The sequence below is a fragment of the Vibrio sp. B1ASS3 genome (assembly GCF_905175355.1).
Classification (GTDB): Bacteria; Pseudomonadota; Gammaproteobacteria; order Enterobacterales; family Vibrionaceae; genus Vibrio; species Vibrio owensii.
This window is the reverse complement of sequence record NZ_HG992742.1, coordinates 3,526,802-3,543,672: the sequence shown is the minus strand read 5'-3', so window position 1 is coordinate 3,543,672 and position 16,871 is coordinate 3,526,802. Positions and strand designations below refer to the sequence as shown.

Genomic DNA, 16,871 nt, shown 5'->3' with positions numbered 1-16,871 from the left:
GTGGGGTATTAAGCCAATTTAGCGCGAACTAGACCGCTTACTTTACCCATATCTGCACGCCCTTGAATTTGCGGTTTCAGAACGCCCATTACTTTGCCCATGTCTTGCATGCCAGCTGCACCAGATTCCGCAATTGCATTCTCGATAAGAGTAGCAACTTCTTCGTCTGTCAGTGGTTGAGGCATAAAGTCCTCAAGAACCGTAATTTCAGCTTGTTCCGCATCAGCTAGATCTTGACGACCCGCTGCTTCAAATTGCGTTACAGAGTCGCGACGTTGTTTAACCATCTTAGTCAATACAGCAAGAATGTCGTCGTCGCCCAGAGTAATCTGTTCGTCAACTTCACGTTGCTTAATTGCTGATAGAGCTAAACGAATAGTACCAAGGCGCAATTTGTCCTTGGCTTTCATCGCTAATTTTTGCTCTTCTTTGAGTTTATCAATCAGAGCCATAACTAAATTCCTTTCCGGAGCTCAGTTATTAGTACAGGCGAACGCGACGAGCGTTTTCGCGAGCAAGCTTCTTAGCGTGACGCTTTTGAGCTGCTGCTTTAGCGCGTTTGCGAACTGTAGTTGGTTTTTCGTAGTGCTCACGACGACGCACTTCAGAAAGGATACCTGCTTTTTCGCAAGAGCGCTTGAAACGACGTAGAGCAACGTCGAACGGTTCGTTTTCACGTACTTTAACTACTGGCATATGCCTTTCACCTCAGGGGTTATTCGTTAACGCTGGATTTCAGTAAACCAAATCACAATTGTTTGGTCTATTACCAGCTTGATCAAAAATGGTGCGGAATTTTAATCCGATCACATAAGCTTTGTAAAGCCTTTTATCGCTTATTGTCTGTACAAAATTTGTTTGAAGCACCAAGGCAAGGTAATATGACGCCCAAATTTCCTCTATATAGAAAGCCCACTGAGAAAACCATGCGCATTATCGGTATTGAAACCTCATGTGACGAGACTGGCATCGCGATTTACGACGATGAAAAAGGTCTGCTATCACACCAGCTTTACAGCCAAGTAAAACTTCACGCGGATTACGGTGGCGTGGTGCCTGAGTTGGCTTCACGTGACCACGTTAAGAAAACCATTCCTCTTATTAAAGAGGCGCTAAAGGAAGCAAACCTAACCCCGAAAGACATCGATGGTGTGGCGTACACGGCAGGCCCTGGTCTTGTTGGTGCTTTGCTTGTTGGTGCAACGATTGGTCGCAGTATCGCTTACGCTTGGGGCGTACCTGCGGTACCTGTTCACCATATGGAAGGTCACCTTCTTGCACCTATGTTAGAAGATAACCCACCACCGTTCCCGTTTGTTGCGGTATTGGTATCAGGTGGTCACTCAATGATGGTGGAAGTGAAAGGCATCGGCGAATACAAAATCCTAGGCGAATCGATTGATGACGCAGCGGGTGAAGCGTTCGATAAAACCGCCAAGCTAATGGGCTTGGATTACCCAGGTGGTCCACTGCTATCTAAACTGGCAGAGAAAGGCACACCGGGTCGCTTTAAGTTCCCACGTCCAATGACCAATGTGCCAGGTTTGGACATGAGCTTCTCTGGTCTAAAGACTTTTACTGCTAATACTATTGCGGCAAACGGTGATGACGAGCAAACACGCGCGGACATCGCTTTAGCATTCGAAGAAGCCGTGTGTGCAACACTCGCAATCAAATGTAAGCGTGCACTAGAGCAAACAGGCATGAAGCGCATCGTTATTGCTGGCGGTGTAAGTGCTAACCATCGTTTGCGTGCTGAGCTTGAGAAGCTGGCGAAGAAAGTAGGTGGTGAAGTTTACTACCCACGCACGGAATTCTGTACCGACAACGGTGCGATGATCGCTTACGCTGGTATGCAGCGCCTGAAGAATGGCGAAGTGTCAGACATGGCCGTGGAAGCGCGCCCACGTTGGCCAATCGACCAACTGACGCCAATCGCGTAAGCAAACTTCTGCTGAAGGTTTGAAATAGATTCACGATAATAAAGGTCTCTGCTCATCAGAGGCCTTTATTTTTAGCTAACGAATTGAAAGGCTTCGTGTAATTAATGTGAAAGTCTGACTGATGCGAGCAGTTCTATATTGTTTTGGTGATAGGATGGTGCGCAAGAATAAGAAATGGATATAACAATGAATAAGTTTGAAATTGAAGGCCAAGAACTTGCTTACTTAGATAAGGGCGAAGGTCCTGTGCTTCTGTTTGGTCACAGCTACCTTTGGGATTGCCAAATGTGGGCTCCACAAATTGAAGTATTGAGCCAATCGTACCGTTGTATTGTGCCAGACCTTTGGGGACATGGTGAGTCAGATGCTGCGCCAGCTTCAACCCGTTCTTTGGTGGATTACGCTCAGCACATGCTGGCATTGATGGATCATTTGGAGATCGAACAGTTCTCTATTGTTGGTTTGTCTGTCGGTGGCATGTGGGGTGCAGAGCTGACTTCTCAAGCGCCACAGCGTGTGAAGTCATTGGTGTTGATGGATACCTTCATTGGGCTTGAGCCTGAAGTGACGCATAAGAAGTACTTTGCGATGTTAGATACGATTAGCCAAGTGCAAGCAGTACCTGCGCCAATTATTGAGGCCGTCACTCCGCTGTTTTTTGCCAATAATGCCGAGCAAGTGAACCCTGAGTTAGTCGCTTCATTCAAACAAAGTCTGGAAGCTCTGCAAGGTGAGCGTGCAGTCGAAGTTGCTCGCATTGGACGTATGGTGTTTGGCCGTCGTGATGTGATTGAAGATTCTGAGATGTTTGCATTGCCAACGTTGATTGCGGTTGGTCGTGAGGATAAGCCACGCCCAGTCTTTGAATCTTACTTAATGAATGATTGCATTACGGGCAGCGAGTTAGTGGAGATTCCGGAAGCGGGACATATCAGCTCTTTAGAACAGCCAGAGTTCGTTAACCAAATGCTGTTGAATTTCCTCAATAAAGTACATGCATAAAATCTTGTACAGCATGATTCAAATACAAAAAACTCGGCATTAAGCCGAGTTTTTTTCTATCAGTTTCTTCTCGCCAATCTTGGGCTCTTCACCGGACAGTAAGCGGCGGATGTTTTGATGGTGCTTAAAGACGATTAAACAACACAACATGGCCACAGGCAGAGTGTATTGGGGTTTGAACATCCAAGTATAAAAAGGAGTAACCAGAACCGTCACCAAGGCAGCCAAGGAGGAGTAACGGAATAAAGCCGCCACAGAGAGCCAAGTGAGCATCACCAGCCCAGTTAAATCCAAACCAATCGGCGCAATTGCACCCAGTGCCGTTGCAACGCCTTTGCCACCTTTAAAGTGAAAGAAGATCGGATACATATGGCCAAGACAGGCCGCGATGGCGATAACACCAAGGATGATTGGGTCGATACCAAGGAAGTAGCCACCCCAAACTGGAATGGTGCCTTTGAGCATGTCGCAAAGTAATACGGCAATTGCTGCCCCTTTACCACCAATACGTAATACGTTGGTGGCGCCAGGGTTATTCGAGCCAACTTTGCGTGGATCTGGCAGTCTCAGCAAACGACAAATTAGAACCGCACTGGAGATCGAACCCAGCAAATAGGCGGCCATTGTCATTATTAGTGCCAGTGCGTCCATAGAAGTCCTTGATGGATTGGAATTTAATGCTCAGCTCCTGAGTAATTGCTATCATACCGCGATTCGGCTTTGAGCAAAAATACTCTCTGCGATAGAGCTTGCATTATGGGATTTCTTGTATATAAAGAGTCTTCGCAGTTTATACCCAAGCGACTTTTTGCCACCAATTGACGTGGTTAAAGGCCGTAGCAGGTTGCTTGGGTATAGAATAGTACGATCAAAATGCCCAAATCGGGTATCCGACCTCTGTAATAGAAGGACATAAGATGGCTCTGGATAAAGTTTTTATTGAACAGTTAGAAGTGATCACCACCATCGGCGTTTACGATTGGGAACAGCAAATCAAGCAGAAGCTGGTTCTGGACATCGAAATGGCGCACGACAACAAGCCTGCGGGCAAGAGTGATGATGTTCAAGATGCGTTGGATTACTCACAAGTGAGCGAAGCGGTGTTAAACCACATCGAAAATGGTCGCTTTTTGTTGGTCGAACGCGTGGCAGAAGAAGTCGCAGAGCTTATCATGCAACGTTTCTCTGTTCCTTGGGTGAAGATCCGTTTAGCGAAACCTGGTGCTGTTCCTCAAGCACGCGCTGTTGGCGTTGTGATTGAGCGAGGTCAGGCATGATCAAAACGTATATCGGTGTAGGGACCAATATTGACCAAGAACATCACGCACTTGTGGCTTATCAAGAGCTGCAAAAGCTTGGATGTGATCTGAGTGTTTCGCCGATATACGAATGCGAGCCAATCGGCTTTAGCAGCCAAAACTTCTACAACTTCGTGATTAGTTTTTCCACGGAGTTATCACTCGAAGAGTTGAGTCACCGCTTACGCGAGATTGAATTTCAGTGGGGGCGTGAAGAAAACGCGCAGAAGTATCAGGATCGAACTTTAGATCTCGATATAGTCTTGTTTGGTGAGTGCATTTCGCAGCAAAAACCTGAGCTACCTCGCAGTGATATCTACAAATATCCTTTTGTAACAAAGCCCCTGTATGATCTCGAACCTCAATTGGTGATCCCCGGCGATGGAAGAACAATCGCAGATATTTGGCAGGTGATGCAGCCTGTCGATTCACTCAAACCAGTTTCTTTTTCACTTTAATCTGAGTTGTTTACATGAGTTACTTTGAAGCCTTTATTTTGGCTCTGATTCAGGGTCTGACAGAGTTTTTACCAATTTCCAGCTCTGCGCACTTGATCCTGCCTTCTGCCATTCTTGGTTGGGAAGACCAAGGTTTGGCCTTTGATGTTGCCGTTCACGTTGGTACGTTGATGGCGGTGGTGATCTACTTCCGTCAAGAAGTGATCACGCTTTTCCAAGCACTGTTTGCTTCGATCTTTAAAGGTGATCGCAGCAAAGAGGCCAAACTGGCATGGATGATCGTGATTGCAACGATCCCAGCCTGTGTGTTTGGCTTGTTGATGAAAGACATCATCGAGGTTTACCTACGTAGTGCCTACGTGATTGCAACCACGACTATCATTTTCGGCTTGCTGCTTTGGTGGGTAGATAAAAATGCAGAGTTAGTGGCAGATGAATACCAAACGGGCTGGAAGAAGGCTCTGTTTATCGGTATCGCTCAAGCACTCGCGATGATTCCTGGCACTTCACGTTCTGGTGCGACAATCACGGCGGCACTTTACCTTGGCTTCACTCGTGAAGCGGCGGCACGTTTCTCATTCCTAATGTCTATCCCAATCATTACTTTGGCGGGTGGCTACCTAGGTATGAAGTTGGTGACAAGCGGTGAACCAGTACACGTTGGTTTCCTACTAACGGGTATTGTGACTTCGTTTATCAGTGCGTACATCTGTATTCACTTCTTCTTGAAGATGATTTCACGCATGGGCATGACACCATTCGTTATCTACCGCCTGATTCTAGGTTTTGGTTTGTTTGCTTTCTTGCTGACTGCTTAAACTCAATCCGAATGAAAACGCCCGCTTGATTAAGCGGGCGTTTTTGTTTGTTATGTATCTACCGGTTTATTTTCCTAGCGTAACTCTTACCGCTTCGACGCGACGCTTCTCTTGTTCATCGCGAATTGCTGGGCCTTTGAAGCCGTCTTTAATGATTGCTTGTACATCGACAGATGCCGCCGCTTGGTAAGCTTGCATAAACAGTTCTGCTTGCGGGTAAGGTTGGTCTTCTAGCCCCTTTCGACCAGCATGATCGGCTTGGCAACAGATTAAAATATCTTGTAAACGTTCTGATTTACGCCACACATCAAACTTGTTGAGGATCTTGATGATGGTTTGAGGCTTAAGCTCAGCTGCTCGATGGATGTTAGAGTGCTGCTCGCACACCATTAATGCTAAGTCACGAAACTCATTGGGTACACGTACACGGTTGCACAGTTTTTTTATCAGTTTTAATCCTGTATGGCAATGCATTTTGTGGCTTGGCCACTCGTTTTCTGGTGTGATGCCTTTGCCTAAATCATGTACTTGCGCAGCAAATCGAACTGGCAGGGAATCACTTAGCTTCGCTGCCTGTTGTGCCACCATTAAAGTGTGAATGCCCGTGTCGATTTCCGGATGCCATTTTTCTGGTTGAGGTACGCCAAACAGCGCATCAATTTCTGGCAAGACAACGGCTAATGCACCGCAATCTCTTAAAACGGATAAAAACACGTCTGGTCGGGAGGTAGAAAGCGACTTATGCCATTCTTGCCAAACGCGTTCTGGCGTTAGCGTGCTTAGCTCGCCGGATTCGGCCATATCGCGCATCAGCAGCATGGTTTCCTCTGCGACACTAAAACCCAAGTGCGCTAACTTAGCCGCGAAACGAGCAACACGTAAAACACGCAGAGGGTCTTCAACAAAAGCTTGCGAGACATGGCGAAGTGCTTTTGCATCGATATCTTTTTGGCCGCCATATGGGTCATACAAGTTGCCATCTTCATCCATCGCCATAGCGTTGATAGTGAGATCGCGACGGATGAGGTCTTCTTCTAGTGTGACGCTTTGATCAAAGAAACATTCAAAGCCAGTGTAACCCGCGCCAGATTTTCTTTCGGTTCGTGCAAGGGCGTGCTCTTCTTTAGTCTTGGGATGAAGAAACACAGGAAAGTCTTTCCCGACAGCCGTGTAGCCTTGGTTTTGCATCATTTCTGGTGTCGAGCCGACGACCACCCAATCTTTGTCATAACTGTCGATTCCGAGCAAATGATCTCGAACTGCACCACCAACTAAATAAACTTGCACGGATTACCTCTTAATTTATGGATATGACGTTGGACATTGTAGCAAGCAATGGTACTTTTCTTCACATCTAAAAGAACTTAGCGCTTTGTTTAAGTCTAATAAGGAATATCCCGATTTGATTGCGGGTGGGTTTTAGCTGGAGATCCTAATGTATAAGGACTTTTTCGGGTTTGTTGAACTGCCATTTTCGATTGTTCCAAACTCGCGTTATCTGTATCTGAGCCAACGTCATAAAGAGGCGATTACGCATCTTCAGGCGGGGTTAGGCGATGGTGGTGGTTTTGCCATGCTGACGGGCGAGGTAGGGACAGGTAAAACCACGGTCGCAAAAGCCATGTTGGCAAACTTAGACGAGAACACCAAAGCGGGGTTGATCCTCAATCCAACGTTCTCAAGTCGAGATTTGCTCGAAGCAGTTTGTGATGAATTCAAAGTCACCTATCCGCAAGATGCGACGTTAAAGCAGCTTAACCAAGTGATTCATGAATACTTATTGAATAATCACAAGTCAGGTTGGACAACCTTGTTGGTTATTGATGAGGCTCAGCACTTGGCAGCCGATGTGCTTGAGCAATTACGCCTGTTAACCAACTTAGAAACGGATACGCGTAAACTGCTTAAAGTGCTTTTGGTGGGGCAACCAGAATTACAGCGCTTGTTGCAAACTACGCAACTGCGCCAACTTGCTCAGCGCATTACTGGCCGTTATCACTTACTGCCACTGGATGAGAAAGAAACCGCAGATTACATCACGTTCCGTTTGCATACCGCTGGTGGTGATAAGCAGTTGTTTGACCGTAGCTCTACCAAACTGATTGCCAAATACAGTCACGGCATTCCACGTCTGATTAACCTGATTTGCGATAAATCCCTGAACATGAGCTATTACAAAGGCAATGTGGTCGTGGATAAGCAAACTGTTCATCAAGCGTGTGAAGAGGTAATGCAGTTCCAAGCAGAGATTTATCAGCAAGACAAACCCATTCGCCGCAGTTTCGAGTGGCCGACATGGGGCTCGGCTGCCATCGGTGTTTGCGCTGCTGTCGGTATTGGTTGGGCTGTGATGCAGCAAATGCCTTTAAAGTCGACGGTGAGCACTGCGCCTGTTCAAGTCGTTCAAACCACAGTACCTCAAATCGCTGCGCCTGTAGTGAATGAGCAATTGACCAATGAGCAGCGCAACATGTTGCTAGAACAAAAACAATCGAATCTAGCGGTGAATGAACTGTACAAGCTTTGGGGTTATCGTGCTTCGGTACGTGACAATTTATGTTTATCAGAGCCTCAATCCACCATGCGATGCGAGCGTAAAATGGCAACATGGCCGTTGTTGGTGCAGCAAAATCGCCCGGTTATCTTAGAGCTCAACTATCAAGGCCAAGTCGGTTATGTTGTTTTGTATGCCATTGGTGATGACAAGGTCGAAGTGCTCAACGGCAGTCAGCGTTTGCGACTTCCCGTTTCTTGGCTTAAACCATTGTGGCAAGGCAACATCATTGAGTTGTGGCAAGCGCCGCTCAAAGATACGTTGCGCTTAGATATGGAAGGGCCAGCGATTGATGTTCTTGACCAACTGTTGGCACAGGCAGTGAATGAGCAACCGCTAGGTTCTGATATCTATGACGGCGCACTAAAAGAGCGTGTTGAGTTGTTCCAACGTTGGCAAGGCATTGGTGTTGATGGTATCGCAGGACAACGTACATTGGAGCGATTGCAGCAGAGCGTGCAAATGGATGCACCACAGCTAAAGCAAATTGATGAGGAGGACGCATAATGTCAGTCATGAAGCATGTTGGACTCTTTCTATTGCCAGTGAGCATTACGGCGGTTGGCGCAGCTTGGTATTTGGACCTCTTTGCCCAAGATTCCCCAGAGCCTGTTGTGGTCGAAAAAGCGCAGCTGATCGTTGAGCCAGTAAAACCAGTGGTTAAGCCTAAGTTCGAAAGCTTGAGTTACCCCGAGGAGCCACAACTGGCGCAGTTGCAACGAGATTGGCCGACTGCCGAACTCTCACAAGAGTTTGGGACGTTCGTTGATCAAGGGTATGCCAATAATGATTCGGTTCCGGGTGAGCAAGACTTGTTAGAAGTGCCTCAGAAAACCGCGCCTACCAGTCCGAAAATGCAAAGCCATGATGATCTCGGCTTGTCGCTCGACGATCTTGACTTGTCTTCTTTATCTCCAGATTTAGCATTGAAAGTAGAGAACGCGTTAGCAAATAATGATCAACCATCAGCGGATAATGCATCATCGGCTGATGATCTTGAGCGTGATGCTCGACAATGGCATGGACGTTTACCTGCTATGAACTTGCAAACGCACATGTATTCGAGTGACGTGAATCGTCGTTGGGTGAAGATCAACAACGTTGAGTACCATCAAGGCGATGTGGTTGATGGGCAGATCACTTTGAAAGAGATCCAACCACAAGCGGTGATCGTCGAGTTCCAAGGCGAGAAAATCCGTATCCCAGCTCTCTATGAATGGAAAGGCTAAGCTTCAAGCTAAAGCGGTCTTCTCTTCCAAATCAAATCTAGCCAGTGAGCTTTTGCCGCTGGCTTTTTTACTTCTGGCTTTTTACCTCTGTAGAGCGGTTGGTTTATCCATTTTAGTGATGCCAACTCAGGGTTCAAAGAAACAAAATATACCTTATGCCTGTCGTTTAAATGACTCCAATACGGCGTACTTATTGATAAGTGTTCCTCAGTCAGTGTTGTGTAAAAAAACGCCATATTGACGAACTTCGCAATAAGCATTGAGTCAACGTTAGACACCTTATAAATACAGGAGTCTATCTGGAACGTATGCGTATTCTTACTTTTTCTTTGAGCTTGATTGCCGCGGTGAGCCATGCCGCAAAGCCAGAACCTTTCCCAATTACGCCAGATAATACTGGTGAACATTTTATGGTGAGTGCAACCAACCCTTATGTCAGTAGTACTGGCTATTCCGTATTGAAGCAAGGCGGCAACGCGGTAGATGCCATGGTTGCGATGCAGATGGTGATGTCCGTTGTAGAACCAGACATGACGGGCATCGGTGGCGGTACGTTCGCCCTGCTCTACCAGCACGATAAACAAAAGTTTCTCGCCTTGGATGGACGAGATGAAGCACCGTCTAGCGCAAACCCAGAGATGTTTGTGGAAAACGGAGAAGTGCTTAGCCGTAATGAGATACTTGGCCCTCGCTCTATTGCCGTGCCGGGAACGCTGCGCTTGCTTTACACCACTCACGAGCAATACGGAAAGCTGCCATGGTCAGAGCTCATCAAGCCTGCTATTGAACTGGCGAGCGAAGGATACGCGATGAACAGCTACACCTATGACATTGTCGTACGAGAGCAAAGCCGACTTGAGCAAGACCCAGAAGTCAAAGCCTTGTATTGGCAAGGAGATGAAATCAAGCCGACGGGCACCTTGATGAAGAACCCGAAGATGGCTGAGACGTTGAGAAACATTGCTCAACAAGGTGATAGCTATTTGTATGGCGGTGAGTTTGGTAAGCACATCGTAGATACGGTCAATAGCCGCATTGATGACCAACATGAGAAGTTGTCACTAGACGACTTCAAAAACTATCAAGTAAAGCAACGTGAGGTTATTGAGAGCGATTACCGTGGGAATAAAATCGTTTCGTTCGGTTACCCAGCATCCGGTGGTCTGATGGTCTCTCAAAGCCTTGAGTTACTTGAGCCTTACGAACTCTCACAAATGGCGAGGACGGATGTTGAGCCTTGGCGCTTAATGACTGAGGCGATGCGCATTGCTAAGGCTGACCGTATCGCGTATGCCGGCGATCCAGATTTTGTCGAAGCGCCAACGGCTGAATTGCTGTCCAGAGAGTACTTAGATGAGCGTCGTGGACTTATTCCAAATGAAGGGGTAGCAAAAGAAAATCCAAAAGCAGGGCAAGTTACCGCAACACAGTACGCGCAGTACCAAGGTTTTGAGAGCAAAGATACCGGACACATCTCTATCGTCGATAAAGAAGGGAATGCCATTGCCATGACGAGCACAGTAGGCACCGGTATGGGTTCTGGCGTGATGGTTGATGGCGTGATTTTGAATGCGCAGATGGCAAACTTCTCACCTCAGCCAACGGTCAACGGTAAACCAACTCAGAATTCGATTGAAGCGGGTAAACGTCCACGTTCTGCCATTACGCCATTAATGGTGATGGACAGTGACGACAACCTGCGTTTGGTGGTTGGTTCTCCGGGCAGTTCACAAATCCCGGGTTATGTGTTGAAAACCGTCGTTGGGGTGCTGGATTGGAACTTATCAGCGCAAGAGGCCATCGATTTGCCGAACATTCAGTACGGCACCAAAATAGACCGCACTAAGCCTTATGACCCGACGGGCTTGCTGGTGGAGAAGAAAACGTTCGCAGAAATGCTGGTGCCGGAGTTTATGGAACTTGGCTACCCAGTACACGTGATTCCAGTTGTGAGCGGCTTGAACGCCATTGAGCTAAAAGATGGCAAGATTTACGGGGCAACGGACAGACGCCGAGCATCCAGTTCAATGGGTGAGTAACAAGAGTCCTACTTAACAAGCCAACAAAAAAGCCAGTCGAGTACGACTGGCTTTTCTTTATCCGTTCAGCTGAAGGCAATTATGCCCAACCTGCTGGCGATTTCTTTCTGCGAGGAATCAGGTGTGGCAATACCAGACCAAATAGCAGACCAAGACCTGCAACGCCACCACCGTAAGTGAAGTACTTCAGTAGCATGTCGTCTTTTTGCGTATCTAGCTTAGCGCGAAGTTCGCGGTTTTCTGTTTCAACAGAAGTAAGCTGGTCGCTGATTTCAGAGTATTTCTTCTCTAGATCAGAAATCTGTTGGTTGCGTGTTTCTAGTGATGTCACTAGACCCGCTTTTTCTGTGTCTGAGTTTTGGCGTGCGTTTGCAAGTTGAGATTTCACTTCTTTCAGCTCTTTCTCAATGCGAGGCATACGAATAGCCATGCTCTCTTGGTTTGTTACGAATTTGCTTTGCACCCAACCAGTACGGCCGCGTGAGTCACGAATCTGTGTGTAACCTGTGTCTTTGTTTGCTTGCAGCAGTTGTACTTTAGAGCCTGCGTTAACACTACCCATAATACGGTAAGTGTTGTTTGGACCAGAGTGCATAAAAGTGAATAGGTCATCAGAAATATAACGGTCTGCCGCTAGTGCCGCTGGCGCTGCTAGCAAAGTAAACAAAACCGTGATGAATAGTTTTTTCACAATAAATCCCTTAACGATTTTCTTGGATACAGCTTTGGCACCGAATGATTGGAGCCGGAAATAGACGAATATTATGCAGTTTCAAACTTCGGTGCAACAAAGAAGGGAGGCAAAGCCTCCCTTTCTGTGCGTTTGAGTCAATAATGACAAAGCGCTTACAATCTATTGACGGTCTGTCTTACGAGAACATCGCTTGGATGCCGTAGAAGAATACCACTGCCAATAGCGCGCCTGCTGGTAGCGTAACAATCCAAGATGCAACGATGTTACGAACCACACCTAGGTTAAGTGCTGCGATACCGCGAGCAAAACCTACACCTAGAACCGCACCCACTAGAGTTTGAGTAGTAGAGATAGGTAGACCAGTACCCGACGCTAGAACTACTGTACATGCTGTTGCAAGCTGAGCTGCAAAGCCGCGGCTTGGTGTTAGTTCAGTAATGCCAGTACCAACGGTAGCCATTACTTTGTGACCTAGTGTTGCTAGACCAACTACGATACCAAAACCACCTAGCGGAAGAATCCACCATGCGATGGTGCTCTTACCTGTGATTTCACCCATGTGTTCAACGGTTGATACAACAGCAGAAAGTGGACCAATCGCGTTAGCAACGTCGTTTGAACCGTGAGCAAATGCCATCGCACACGCAGTGATAACCATTAGTACGCTGAAGATACCTTCTACGCCAGCAAAGCTGCGGTCTTCTTCGCGGTTAGCAAATTTCTTTTGAATGTAGAAGTAACCGCCAGCCATTACTGCTGCTGAGATTACTGCTGCCCACATCCATGCTTCACCGTTACTTAGGTGAAGACCCACGTGTTTCAGACCTTTTTTGATGGTTACAAGCGCGATCACCATTGTCGTGATGAACATGTAAACAGGTACAAAACGTTTCGCGTTAAATAGTGGGTTCTCTGTATCGAAAATCAGGCGTTGTGCACTGACAAAGATAACGTAAGCAAAGAAGCCAGAGATAACCGGAGTAATAATCCAGCTACCAACGATGCCTTGAACGCTGCCCCAGTCCACTGCTTCAGTACCCACAGACACACATGCGAAACCGATGATTGCACCGATAATAGAGTGAGTCGTAGAAACTGGCCAACCCATGTATGACGCAAGCAGTAGCCATGTACCTGCCGCTAGAAGCGCAGACATCATGCCAAATACAAGGACATCAGGTTGATGAGCGAATAGAGACGTTTCGATAACACCTTTACGGATCGTATCGGTAACTTCACCACCTGCAAGGTATGCACCCGCAAATTCAAAGATCATTGCGATAATGATCGCTTGTTTAACGGTTAGCGCTTTCGAGCCGACTGAGGTGCCCATTGCGTTCGCAACGTCATTTGCACCAATACCAATAGCCATCAAGAAACCGAAAGCTGCTGCAACAATAATCAGGACAGTGCCGTAGTTAGCGAGGATATCCATCGTAATACCTAGTTGTTTTATAACAAGCGGAGCAAAATTTTGCGCGCGTCAGCCCATAAGACGGTGAAAATAGTCATCGCCCATCTGACACGCGTTAATAATGCTCTTCGTTATGTCGTTAACTTATGTTTTAAGATCGAGATAGCATGACTTCCAAACGAGCACCTACGCGCTGCGCTTGGTCGGCAATACCACCTACCCATTCAAGAATCTTGTACAAGAACATGACATCGATAGGGTTCATGTCAGCTTCAATCGCCATTAGTTGTTGGCGAAGTTCAATCTGCATTGCATCGGTATCATCTTCAATAACGTCCAACTGATGAATCATTTCAGCAACGAGCGTTACTTCACGGCCTTTGAAGCCGGTCTCTAGAAGTTCATCAAGTTCGTTGATCACTTTTTGCGCCTGATCAGCCGCATCAAGACAACGTTGAACGTATGCGAGGAAGTTTGGTTGGAGAGCCTCAGGAATGACAAGTTGTCGACCATATACACGGCCAGCAATGTCTTTTGCCAGGTTAGCAAGTTTGTCTTGTTGAGTTAGAAGCTCAAGCATGTCAGTACGATCGACTGGCATAAACAAACCGCGAGGCAGTTTTAGACGGATTTCACGTTTCAGCACGTCCGCTTCTTTCTCTAGGTGAGAAATCTGAGCACGGATTTCAGCTGCTTTTTCCCAGTCACCCTTTGAAGAAACTTCAAAGAACTTAACCAGGTGTGAACAACATTCGTTGACACACACAACGTGGCGCTGCAAAGGCTTAATTGGGGACTTTGCAAATAACCCCATAATTGTATTTACTGGCATGGTCATTCAACCTAATAACTATAACCTTAAAAAAACATACACCATTTCTTGGCGAAATGTTGAACGATGGCTATAAAGGCGCGCATGTTAACGCATTAAATCGCTCATTAAAACTGTTTTAGATCATCATTCGGGTGATATTTCTTTCTTGCCGTGTGAGAAATTAGGCAATATCCTGTTTCTATCTGCTTTGAAAGGTATAGCTATGGAAACCGAGATAGAACTGAAGTTTTTTGTTTCTCCTGAATTTTCAGAAACTTTAAGAGCTAAAATTTCCGAAACAAAAGTACTTCAGCACAGTAGTCGTGACTTAGGTAACACCTACTTTGATACCGCTGATAAATGGTTAAGAAAGCACGACATTGGTTTAAGAATTCGCCGTTTTGATGACGTTTTTGTCCAGACTGTAAAAACAGCAGGACGCGTTGTTGCTGGCCTTCATCAAAGACCAGAATACAATGCCGAGCACACCAGTAATGAGCCGGACCTCACGCTTCATCCTTCTGATATCTGGCCAACAGGTAAAGATATTGCAACACTGCAAGCGGAGCTGACGCCTCTATTCTCTACTAACTTCACTCGTGAGCAGTGGCTGATTGGTATGCCTGATGGCAGCCAAATCGAAGTTGCGTTCGACCAAGGTGCCGTGATTGCCCAAGGTGAAGACGGAGAAGAAAAGCAAGACCCTATCTGTGAAGTGGAACTTGAACTCAAGTCTGGTCAAACAGATGCGCTATTTACCCTTGCTCGCAGCCTATGTGAAGCGGGTGGTATGCGTCTAGGCAACTTAAGTAAAGCGGCCAAAGGCTACCGTTTGGCAAGTGGCTATACGGGCGATGAAGTGAAGCCGCTGGCATTGGTCGACAGCAGCAAAAACGACACCGTGGAATACTGCCTAATTAACTCATTAGAGCATGCATTAGCACACTGGCATTACCATGAGCAAATCTACGCAGAGCGTGATTGTGTCGAATCACTAAGAGAAATCGTCAACGCCATTCGCTTTATCCGCCAAACGTTCACTATCTTTGGCAGCATGGTACCGCGCCGAGCAAGTGCGATTCTGCGCCAAGAAATGAAATGGTTGGAAGAAGAGCTTGAATGGCTCGATGAGCACGCACACTTAGAAGAGCTACTGGACGATAAAGGCAACGTGCTGCGTAAGCTGGATGCACGTAAGTTCCTTGTTTCTGAGTTAACTCAACAACTGGGCGAGCTACCAAGCCGTGAAGAAGTGCTAGAGCTGCTAAGTTCTGCTCGCTACACTGGTTTGCTATTGGATTTGAGCCGTTGGATCTTAACGCGTGGCTGGCAGCCATTCCTTGATGACAAAGCGCGTGAAAAGATGTCGAGTAACATCCAACCGTTCTCAGTGAAGCAACTGGATCGCACTTGGGCTGAGTTGATGGAAGCTTTTCCGGCTGAGCGTGATTTGTCAGCACAAGAATATGTCGATCAACGTTACCGTCTGCTGCGTAATCTTTACACTGGTATTGGCTTCGCGAGTTTGTACGATGCAGAAGAGCGCACCAGCTTCCGTCTACCATGGGCGGACTTGGTACATGGTATTGACGACCTGCTCATGCTCAACCATTTGCTGCCATTAGTTGGCATGCTAGAAGGGGAAGAGCAAGAACAGTTAGAGCGTTGGCTACATCGCCAAGAGCGCTCCATCTTGCACGCGATGGATCAGACTCGCGCTATCAGCGTGGAAGTTGAGCCCTACTGGCAAGAATAAGATGACTACAAAAAATAGGACCTTGAAGGTCCTATTTTTTTGTCTGTTGTTTCTGTTTATTGAGTTCGTCTTCGATGGATTGGAGTCTATCTAGGATCTGCTCCTGCCTATCCAATACTTGTTCCAACAGCTTCTCTTTATTCTTCGAACGGTTATCTTGCTGACGAGTGGGAGCGGTCAGGAACGAGGTGATTAAACCTGAAATCATACCGAAGATACCAACACCGCATATGATGATCAGCACGGCAAGCAGCTTCCCTCCCGTCGTCACTGGATAATGGTCACCATAACCAACGGTCGAAATAGTAACAAAGGCCCACCACAATGCGTCTGTTCCTGTCTGAATGTTGGCATCAGGGTTTTGCCCTTCAATAAACAGCATCGCACTAGAACCTAAAGTAATCAGTACCACCATTAACAACAGAATGGATGCTAATGTGGTTTCACGACGGTTTTGCTTGAGCTGGAAAAGAATGAATTTAGAAGAGCGCAGTACCAGAATGACGCGCAAGATGTGGAATAAGCGAGCGAAGCGCAAAGGCTCAATCATTGGGATGCTCGCCACAAAATCGATCCAGTGGTGCTTGAGAAACAACTTACGATCTGTGGCTCGGATCAAATCTATAGTGAGCTGCAGTATAAAAATACTACAGATTATAAAATCCAGACCGATAAAGACTTGACGGGTTTCGTGATCAAGCGGGAAAAACAACAGGCCAGAGATCACAAATAGCGCCATGAAGGACAAGATTAGTGATAGCAACCCCATCGGTTTAGTGCTGTCTTTGATATCATAGTTTTTCATACGAAGCTCGAAATAAATCGCGCAACCAGAATCAAGCGCGAGCATAA

At 46.7% G+C, this 16,871-nt stretch carries 17 protein-coding genes; 9 read left to right on the top strand and 8 right to left on the bottom strand.

The annotated features are described in order from the left end of the window. Nucleotides 1–8: 8 nt before the first annotated feature. Both KJB05_RS16010 and rpsU read right to left on the bottom strand, forming a co-directional pair. Nucleotides 9–452, bottom strand: a complete 444-nt coding sequence (locus KJB05_RS16010) for a GatB/YqeY domain-containing protein (RefSeq protein ID WP_005436031.1) — start codon at nt 450–452, stop codon at nt 9–11. 28 nt (nt 453–480) lie between these two features. Further along, the gene (rpsU, locus tag KJB05_RS16005; protein WP_001145625.1) at nt 481–696 is read right to left on the bottom strand and encodes a 30S ribosomal protein S21; all 216 of its coding nucleotides are present in this window, start codon (nt 694–696) and stop codon (nt 481–483) included. A gap of 230 nt (nt 697–926) precedes the next feature. Here rpsU and tsaD point away from each other — a divergent pair, with 230 nt between their 5' ends. Together tsaD and KJB05_RS15995 are read left to right on the top strand one after the other, a co-directional pair. Then, nucleotides 927–1,943, top strand: coding sequence for a tRNA (adenosine(37)-N6)-threonylcarbamoyltransferase complex transferase subunit TsaD (tsaD, locus tag KJB05_RS16000; RefSeq protein ID WP_208446106.1), 1,017 nt, complete (start codon nt 927–929; stop codon nt 1,941–1,943). Between the two features lie 186 nt (nt 1,944–2,129). After that, nucleotides 2,130–2,945, top strand: a complete 816-nt coding sequence (locus KJB05_RS15995) for an alpha/beta fold hydrolase (RefSeq protein ID WP_054823017.1) — start codon at nt 2,130–2,132, stop codon at nt 2,943–2,945. Between the two features lie 39 nt (nt 2,946–2,984). Here KJB05_RS15995 and plsY read toward each other — a convergent pair whose 3' ends face one another. Next, a complete protein-coding gene (plsY, locus tag KJB05_RS15990; protein ID WP_009707765.1) occupies nt 2,985–3,596 on the bottom strand; it encodes a glycerol-3-phosphate 1-O-acyltransferase PlsY in 612 nt (203 codons plus the stop codon). Between the two features lie 266 nt (nt 3,597–3,862). On the opposite strand from plsY, the gene folB reads away from it, so the two are divergent. From folB to KJB05_RS15975, 3 genes are read left to right on the top strand one after another with little or no spacing between them, the layout of a single operon-like run. After that, complete coding sequence (gene folB, locus KJB05_RS15985; RefSeq protein ID WP_005436044.1) at nt 3,863–4,222, top strand: bifunctional dihydroneopterin aldolase/7,8-dihydroneopterin epimerase; 360 nt, start codon at nt 3,863–3,865, stop codon at nt 4,220–4,222. Continuing rightward, the gene (folK, locus tag KJB05_RS15980) at nt 4,219–4,701 is read left to right on the top strand and encodes a 2-amino-4-hydroxy-6-hydroxymethyldihydropteridine diphosphokinase (RefSeq protein WP_208446105.1); all 483 of its coding nucleotides are present in this window, start codon (nt 4,219–4,221) and stop codon (nt 4,699–4,701) included. Before folB ends, folK begins: the two co-directional genes overlap by 4 nt. 14 nt (nt 4,702–4,715) lie before the next feature. After that, nucleotides 4,716–5,519 carry an undecaprenyl-diphosphate phosphatase gene (locus KJB05_RS15975; RefSeq protein ID WP_005436046.1) on the top strand — a complete coding sequence of 268 codons (804 nt, stop codon included), beginning with the start codon at nt 4,716–4,718 and terminating at the stop codon, nt 5,517–5,519. Between the two features lie 66 nt (nt 5,520–5,585). On the opposite strand, the gene KJB05_RS15970 is transcribed toward KJB05_RS15975, so the two are convergent. Continuing rightward, the gene (locus KJB05_RS15970; protein WP_208446104.1) at nt 5,586–6,806 is read right to left on the bottom strand and encodes a multifunctional CCA addition/repair protein; all 1,221 of its coding nucleotides are present in this window, start codon (nt 6,804–6,806) and stop codon (nt 5,586–5,588) included. 148 nt (nt 6,807–6,954) lie between these two features. Here KJB05_RS15970 and KJB05_RS15965 point away from each other — a divergent pair, with 148 nt between their 5' ends. The 3 genes from KJB05_RS15965 (at nt 6,955) to ggt (ending at nt 11,341) form a co-directional block, all read left to right on the top strand. Further along, a complete protein-coding gene (locus KJB05_RS15965) occupies nt 6,955–8,580 on the top strand; it encodes an ExeA family protein (protein WP_199453186.1) in 1,626 nt (541 codons plus the stop codon). Next, entirely contained in the window at nt 8,580–9,302 is a 723-nt protein-coding gene (locus KJB05_RS15960; RefSeq protein WP_199482542.1) for a general secretion pathway protein GspB, read from the top strand. The genes KJB05_RS15965 and KJB05_RS15960 overlap by 1 nt, the downstream gene beginning before the upstream one ends. Nucleotides 9,303–9,610: 308 nt before the next feature. Further along, entirely contained in the window at nt 9,611–11,341 is a 1,731-nt protein-coding gene (ggt, locus tag KJB05_RS15955) for a gamma-glutamyltransferase (RefSeq protein ID WP_208446103.1), read from the top strand. A 79-nt stretch (nt 11,342–11,420) separates the two neighbouring features. Here the strand turns inward: ggt and KJB05_RS15950 are convergent, their stop codons facing one another. The 3 genes from KJB05_RS15950 to KJB05_RS15940 form a co-directional block, all read right to left on the bottom strand. Then, a complete protein-coding gene (locus KJB05_RS15950) occupies nt 11,421–12,032 on the bottom strand; it encodes a TIGR04211 family SH3 domain-containing protein (protein ID WP_005436055.1) in 612 nt (203 codons plus the stop codon). Between the two features lie 178 nt (nt 12,033–12,210). Next, complete coding sequence (locus tag KJB05_RS15945; protein ID WP_208446102.1) at nt 12,211–13,470, bottom strand: inorganic phosphate transporter; 1,260 nt, start codon at nt 13,468–13,470, stop codon at nt 12,211–12,213. A gap of 130 nt (nt 13,471–13,600) precedes the next feature. Next, nucleotides 13,601–14,281, bottom strand: a complete 681-nt coding sequence (locus KJB05_RS15940) for a TIGR00153 family protein (RefSeq protein WP_005431974.1) — start codon at nt 14,279–14,281, stop codon at nt 13,601–13,603. 205 nt (nt 14,282–14,486) lie between these two features. On the opposite strand from KJB05_RS15940, the gene KJB05_RS15935 reads away from it, so the two are divergent. After that, nucleotides 14,487–16,019 (top strand): inorganic triphosphatase, encoded by a 1,533-nt coding sequence (locus KJB05_RS15935; RefSeq protein ID WP_009707757.1) that lies wholly within the window; start codon nt 14,487–14,489, stop codon nt 16,017–16,019. 31 nt (nt 16,020–16,050) lie between these two features. Here the strand turns inward: KJB05_RS15935 and KJB05_RS15930 are convergent, their stop codons facing one another. Further along, entirely contained in the window at nt 16,051–16,869 is an 819-nt protein-coding gene (locus KJB05_RS15930) for a potassium channel family protein (protein ID WP_041057661.1), read from the bottom strand. Nucleotides 16,870–16,871: the final 2 nt, after the last annotated feature.

What these genes read in the sequence shown, in the direction of transcription:
- KJB05_RS16010 (WP_005436031.1), bottom strand. Translation starts at nt 452, where the DNA reads ATGGCTCTGATTGATAAACTCAAAGAAGAGCAAAAATTAGCGATGAAA.
- rpsU (WP_001145625.1), bottom strand. Translation starts at nt 696, where the DNA reads ATGCCAGTAGTTAAAGTACGTGAAAACGAACCGTTCGACGTTGCTCTA.
- tsaD (WP_208446106.1), top strand. Translation starts at nt 927, where the DNA reads ATGCGCATTATCGGTATTGAAACCTCATGTGACGAGACTGGCATCGCG.
- KJB05_RS15995 (WP_054823017.1), top strand. Translation starts at nt 2,130, where the DNA reads ATGAATAAGTTTGAAATTGAAGGCCAAGAACTTGCTTACTTAGATAAG.
- plsY (WP_009707765.1), bottom strand. Translation starts at nt 3,596, where the DNA reads ATGGACGCACTGGCACTAATAATGACAATGGCCGCCTATTTGCTGGGT.
- folB (WP_005436044.1), top strand. Translation starts at nt 3,863, where the DNA reads ATGGCTCTGGATAAAGTTTTTATTGAACAGTTAGAAGTGATCACCACC.
- folK (WP_208446105.1), top strand. Translation starts at nt 4,219, where the DNA reads ATGATCAAAACGTATATCGGTGTAGGGACCAATATTGACCAAGAACAT.
- KJB05_RS15975 (WP_005436046.1), top strand. Translation starts at nt 4,716, where the DNA reads ATGAGTTACTTTGAAGCCTTTATTTTGGCTCTGATTCAGGGTCTGACA.
- KJB05_RS15965 (WP_199453186.1), top strand. Translation starts at nt 6,955, where the DNA reads ATGTATAAGGACTTTTTCGGGTTTGTTGAACTGCCATTTTCGATTGTT.
- KJB05_RS15960 (WP_199482542.1), top strand. Translation starts at nt 8,580, where the DNA reads ATGTCAGTCATGAAGCATGTTGGACTCTTTCTATTGCCAGTGAGCATT.
- ggt (WP_208446103.1), top strand. Translation starts at nt 9,611, where the DNA reads ATGCGTATTCTTACTTTTTCTTTGAGCTTGATTGCCGCGGTGAGCCAT.
- KJB05_RS15945 (WP_208446102.1), bottom strand. Translation starts at nt 13,470, where the DNA reads ATGGATATCCTCGCTAACTACGGCACTGTCCTGATTATTGTTGCAGCA.
- KJB05_RS15940 (WP_005431974.1), bottom strand. Translation starts at nt 14,281, where the DNA reads ATGCCAGTAAATACAATTATGGGGTTATTTGCAAAGTCCCCAATTAAG.
- KJB05_RS15935 (WP_009707757.1), top strand. Translation starts at nt 14,487, where the DNA reads ATGGAAACCGAGATAGAACTGAAGTTTTTTGTTTCTCCTGAATTTTCA.
- KJB05_RS15930 (WP_041057661.1), bottom strand. Translation starts at nt 16,869, where the DNA reads ATGCTCGCGCTTGATTCTGGTTGCGCGATTTATTTCGAGCTTCGTATG.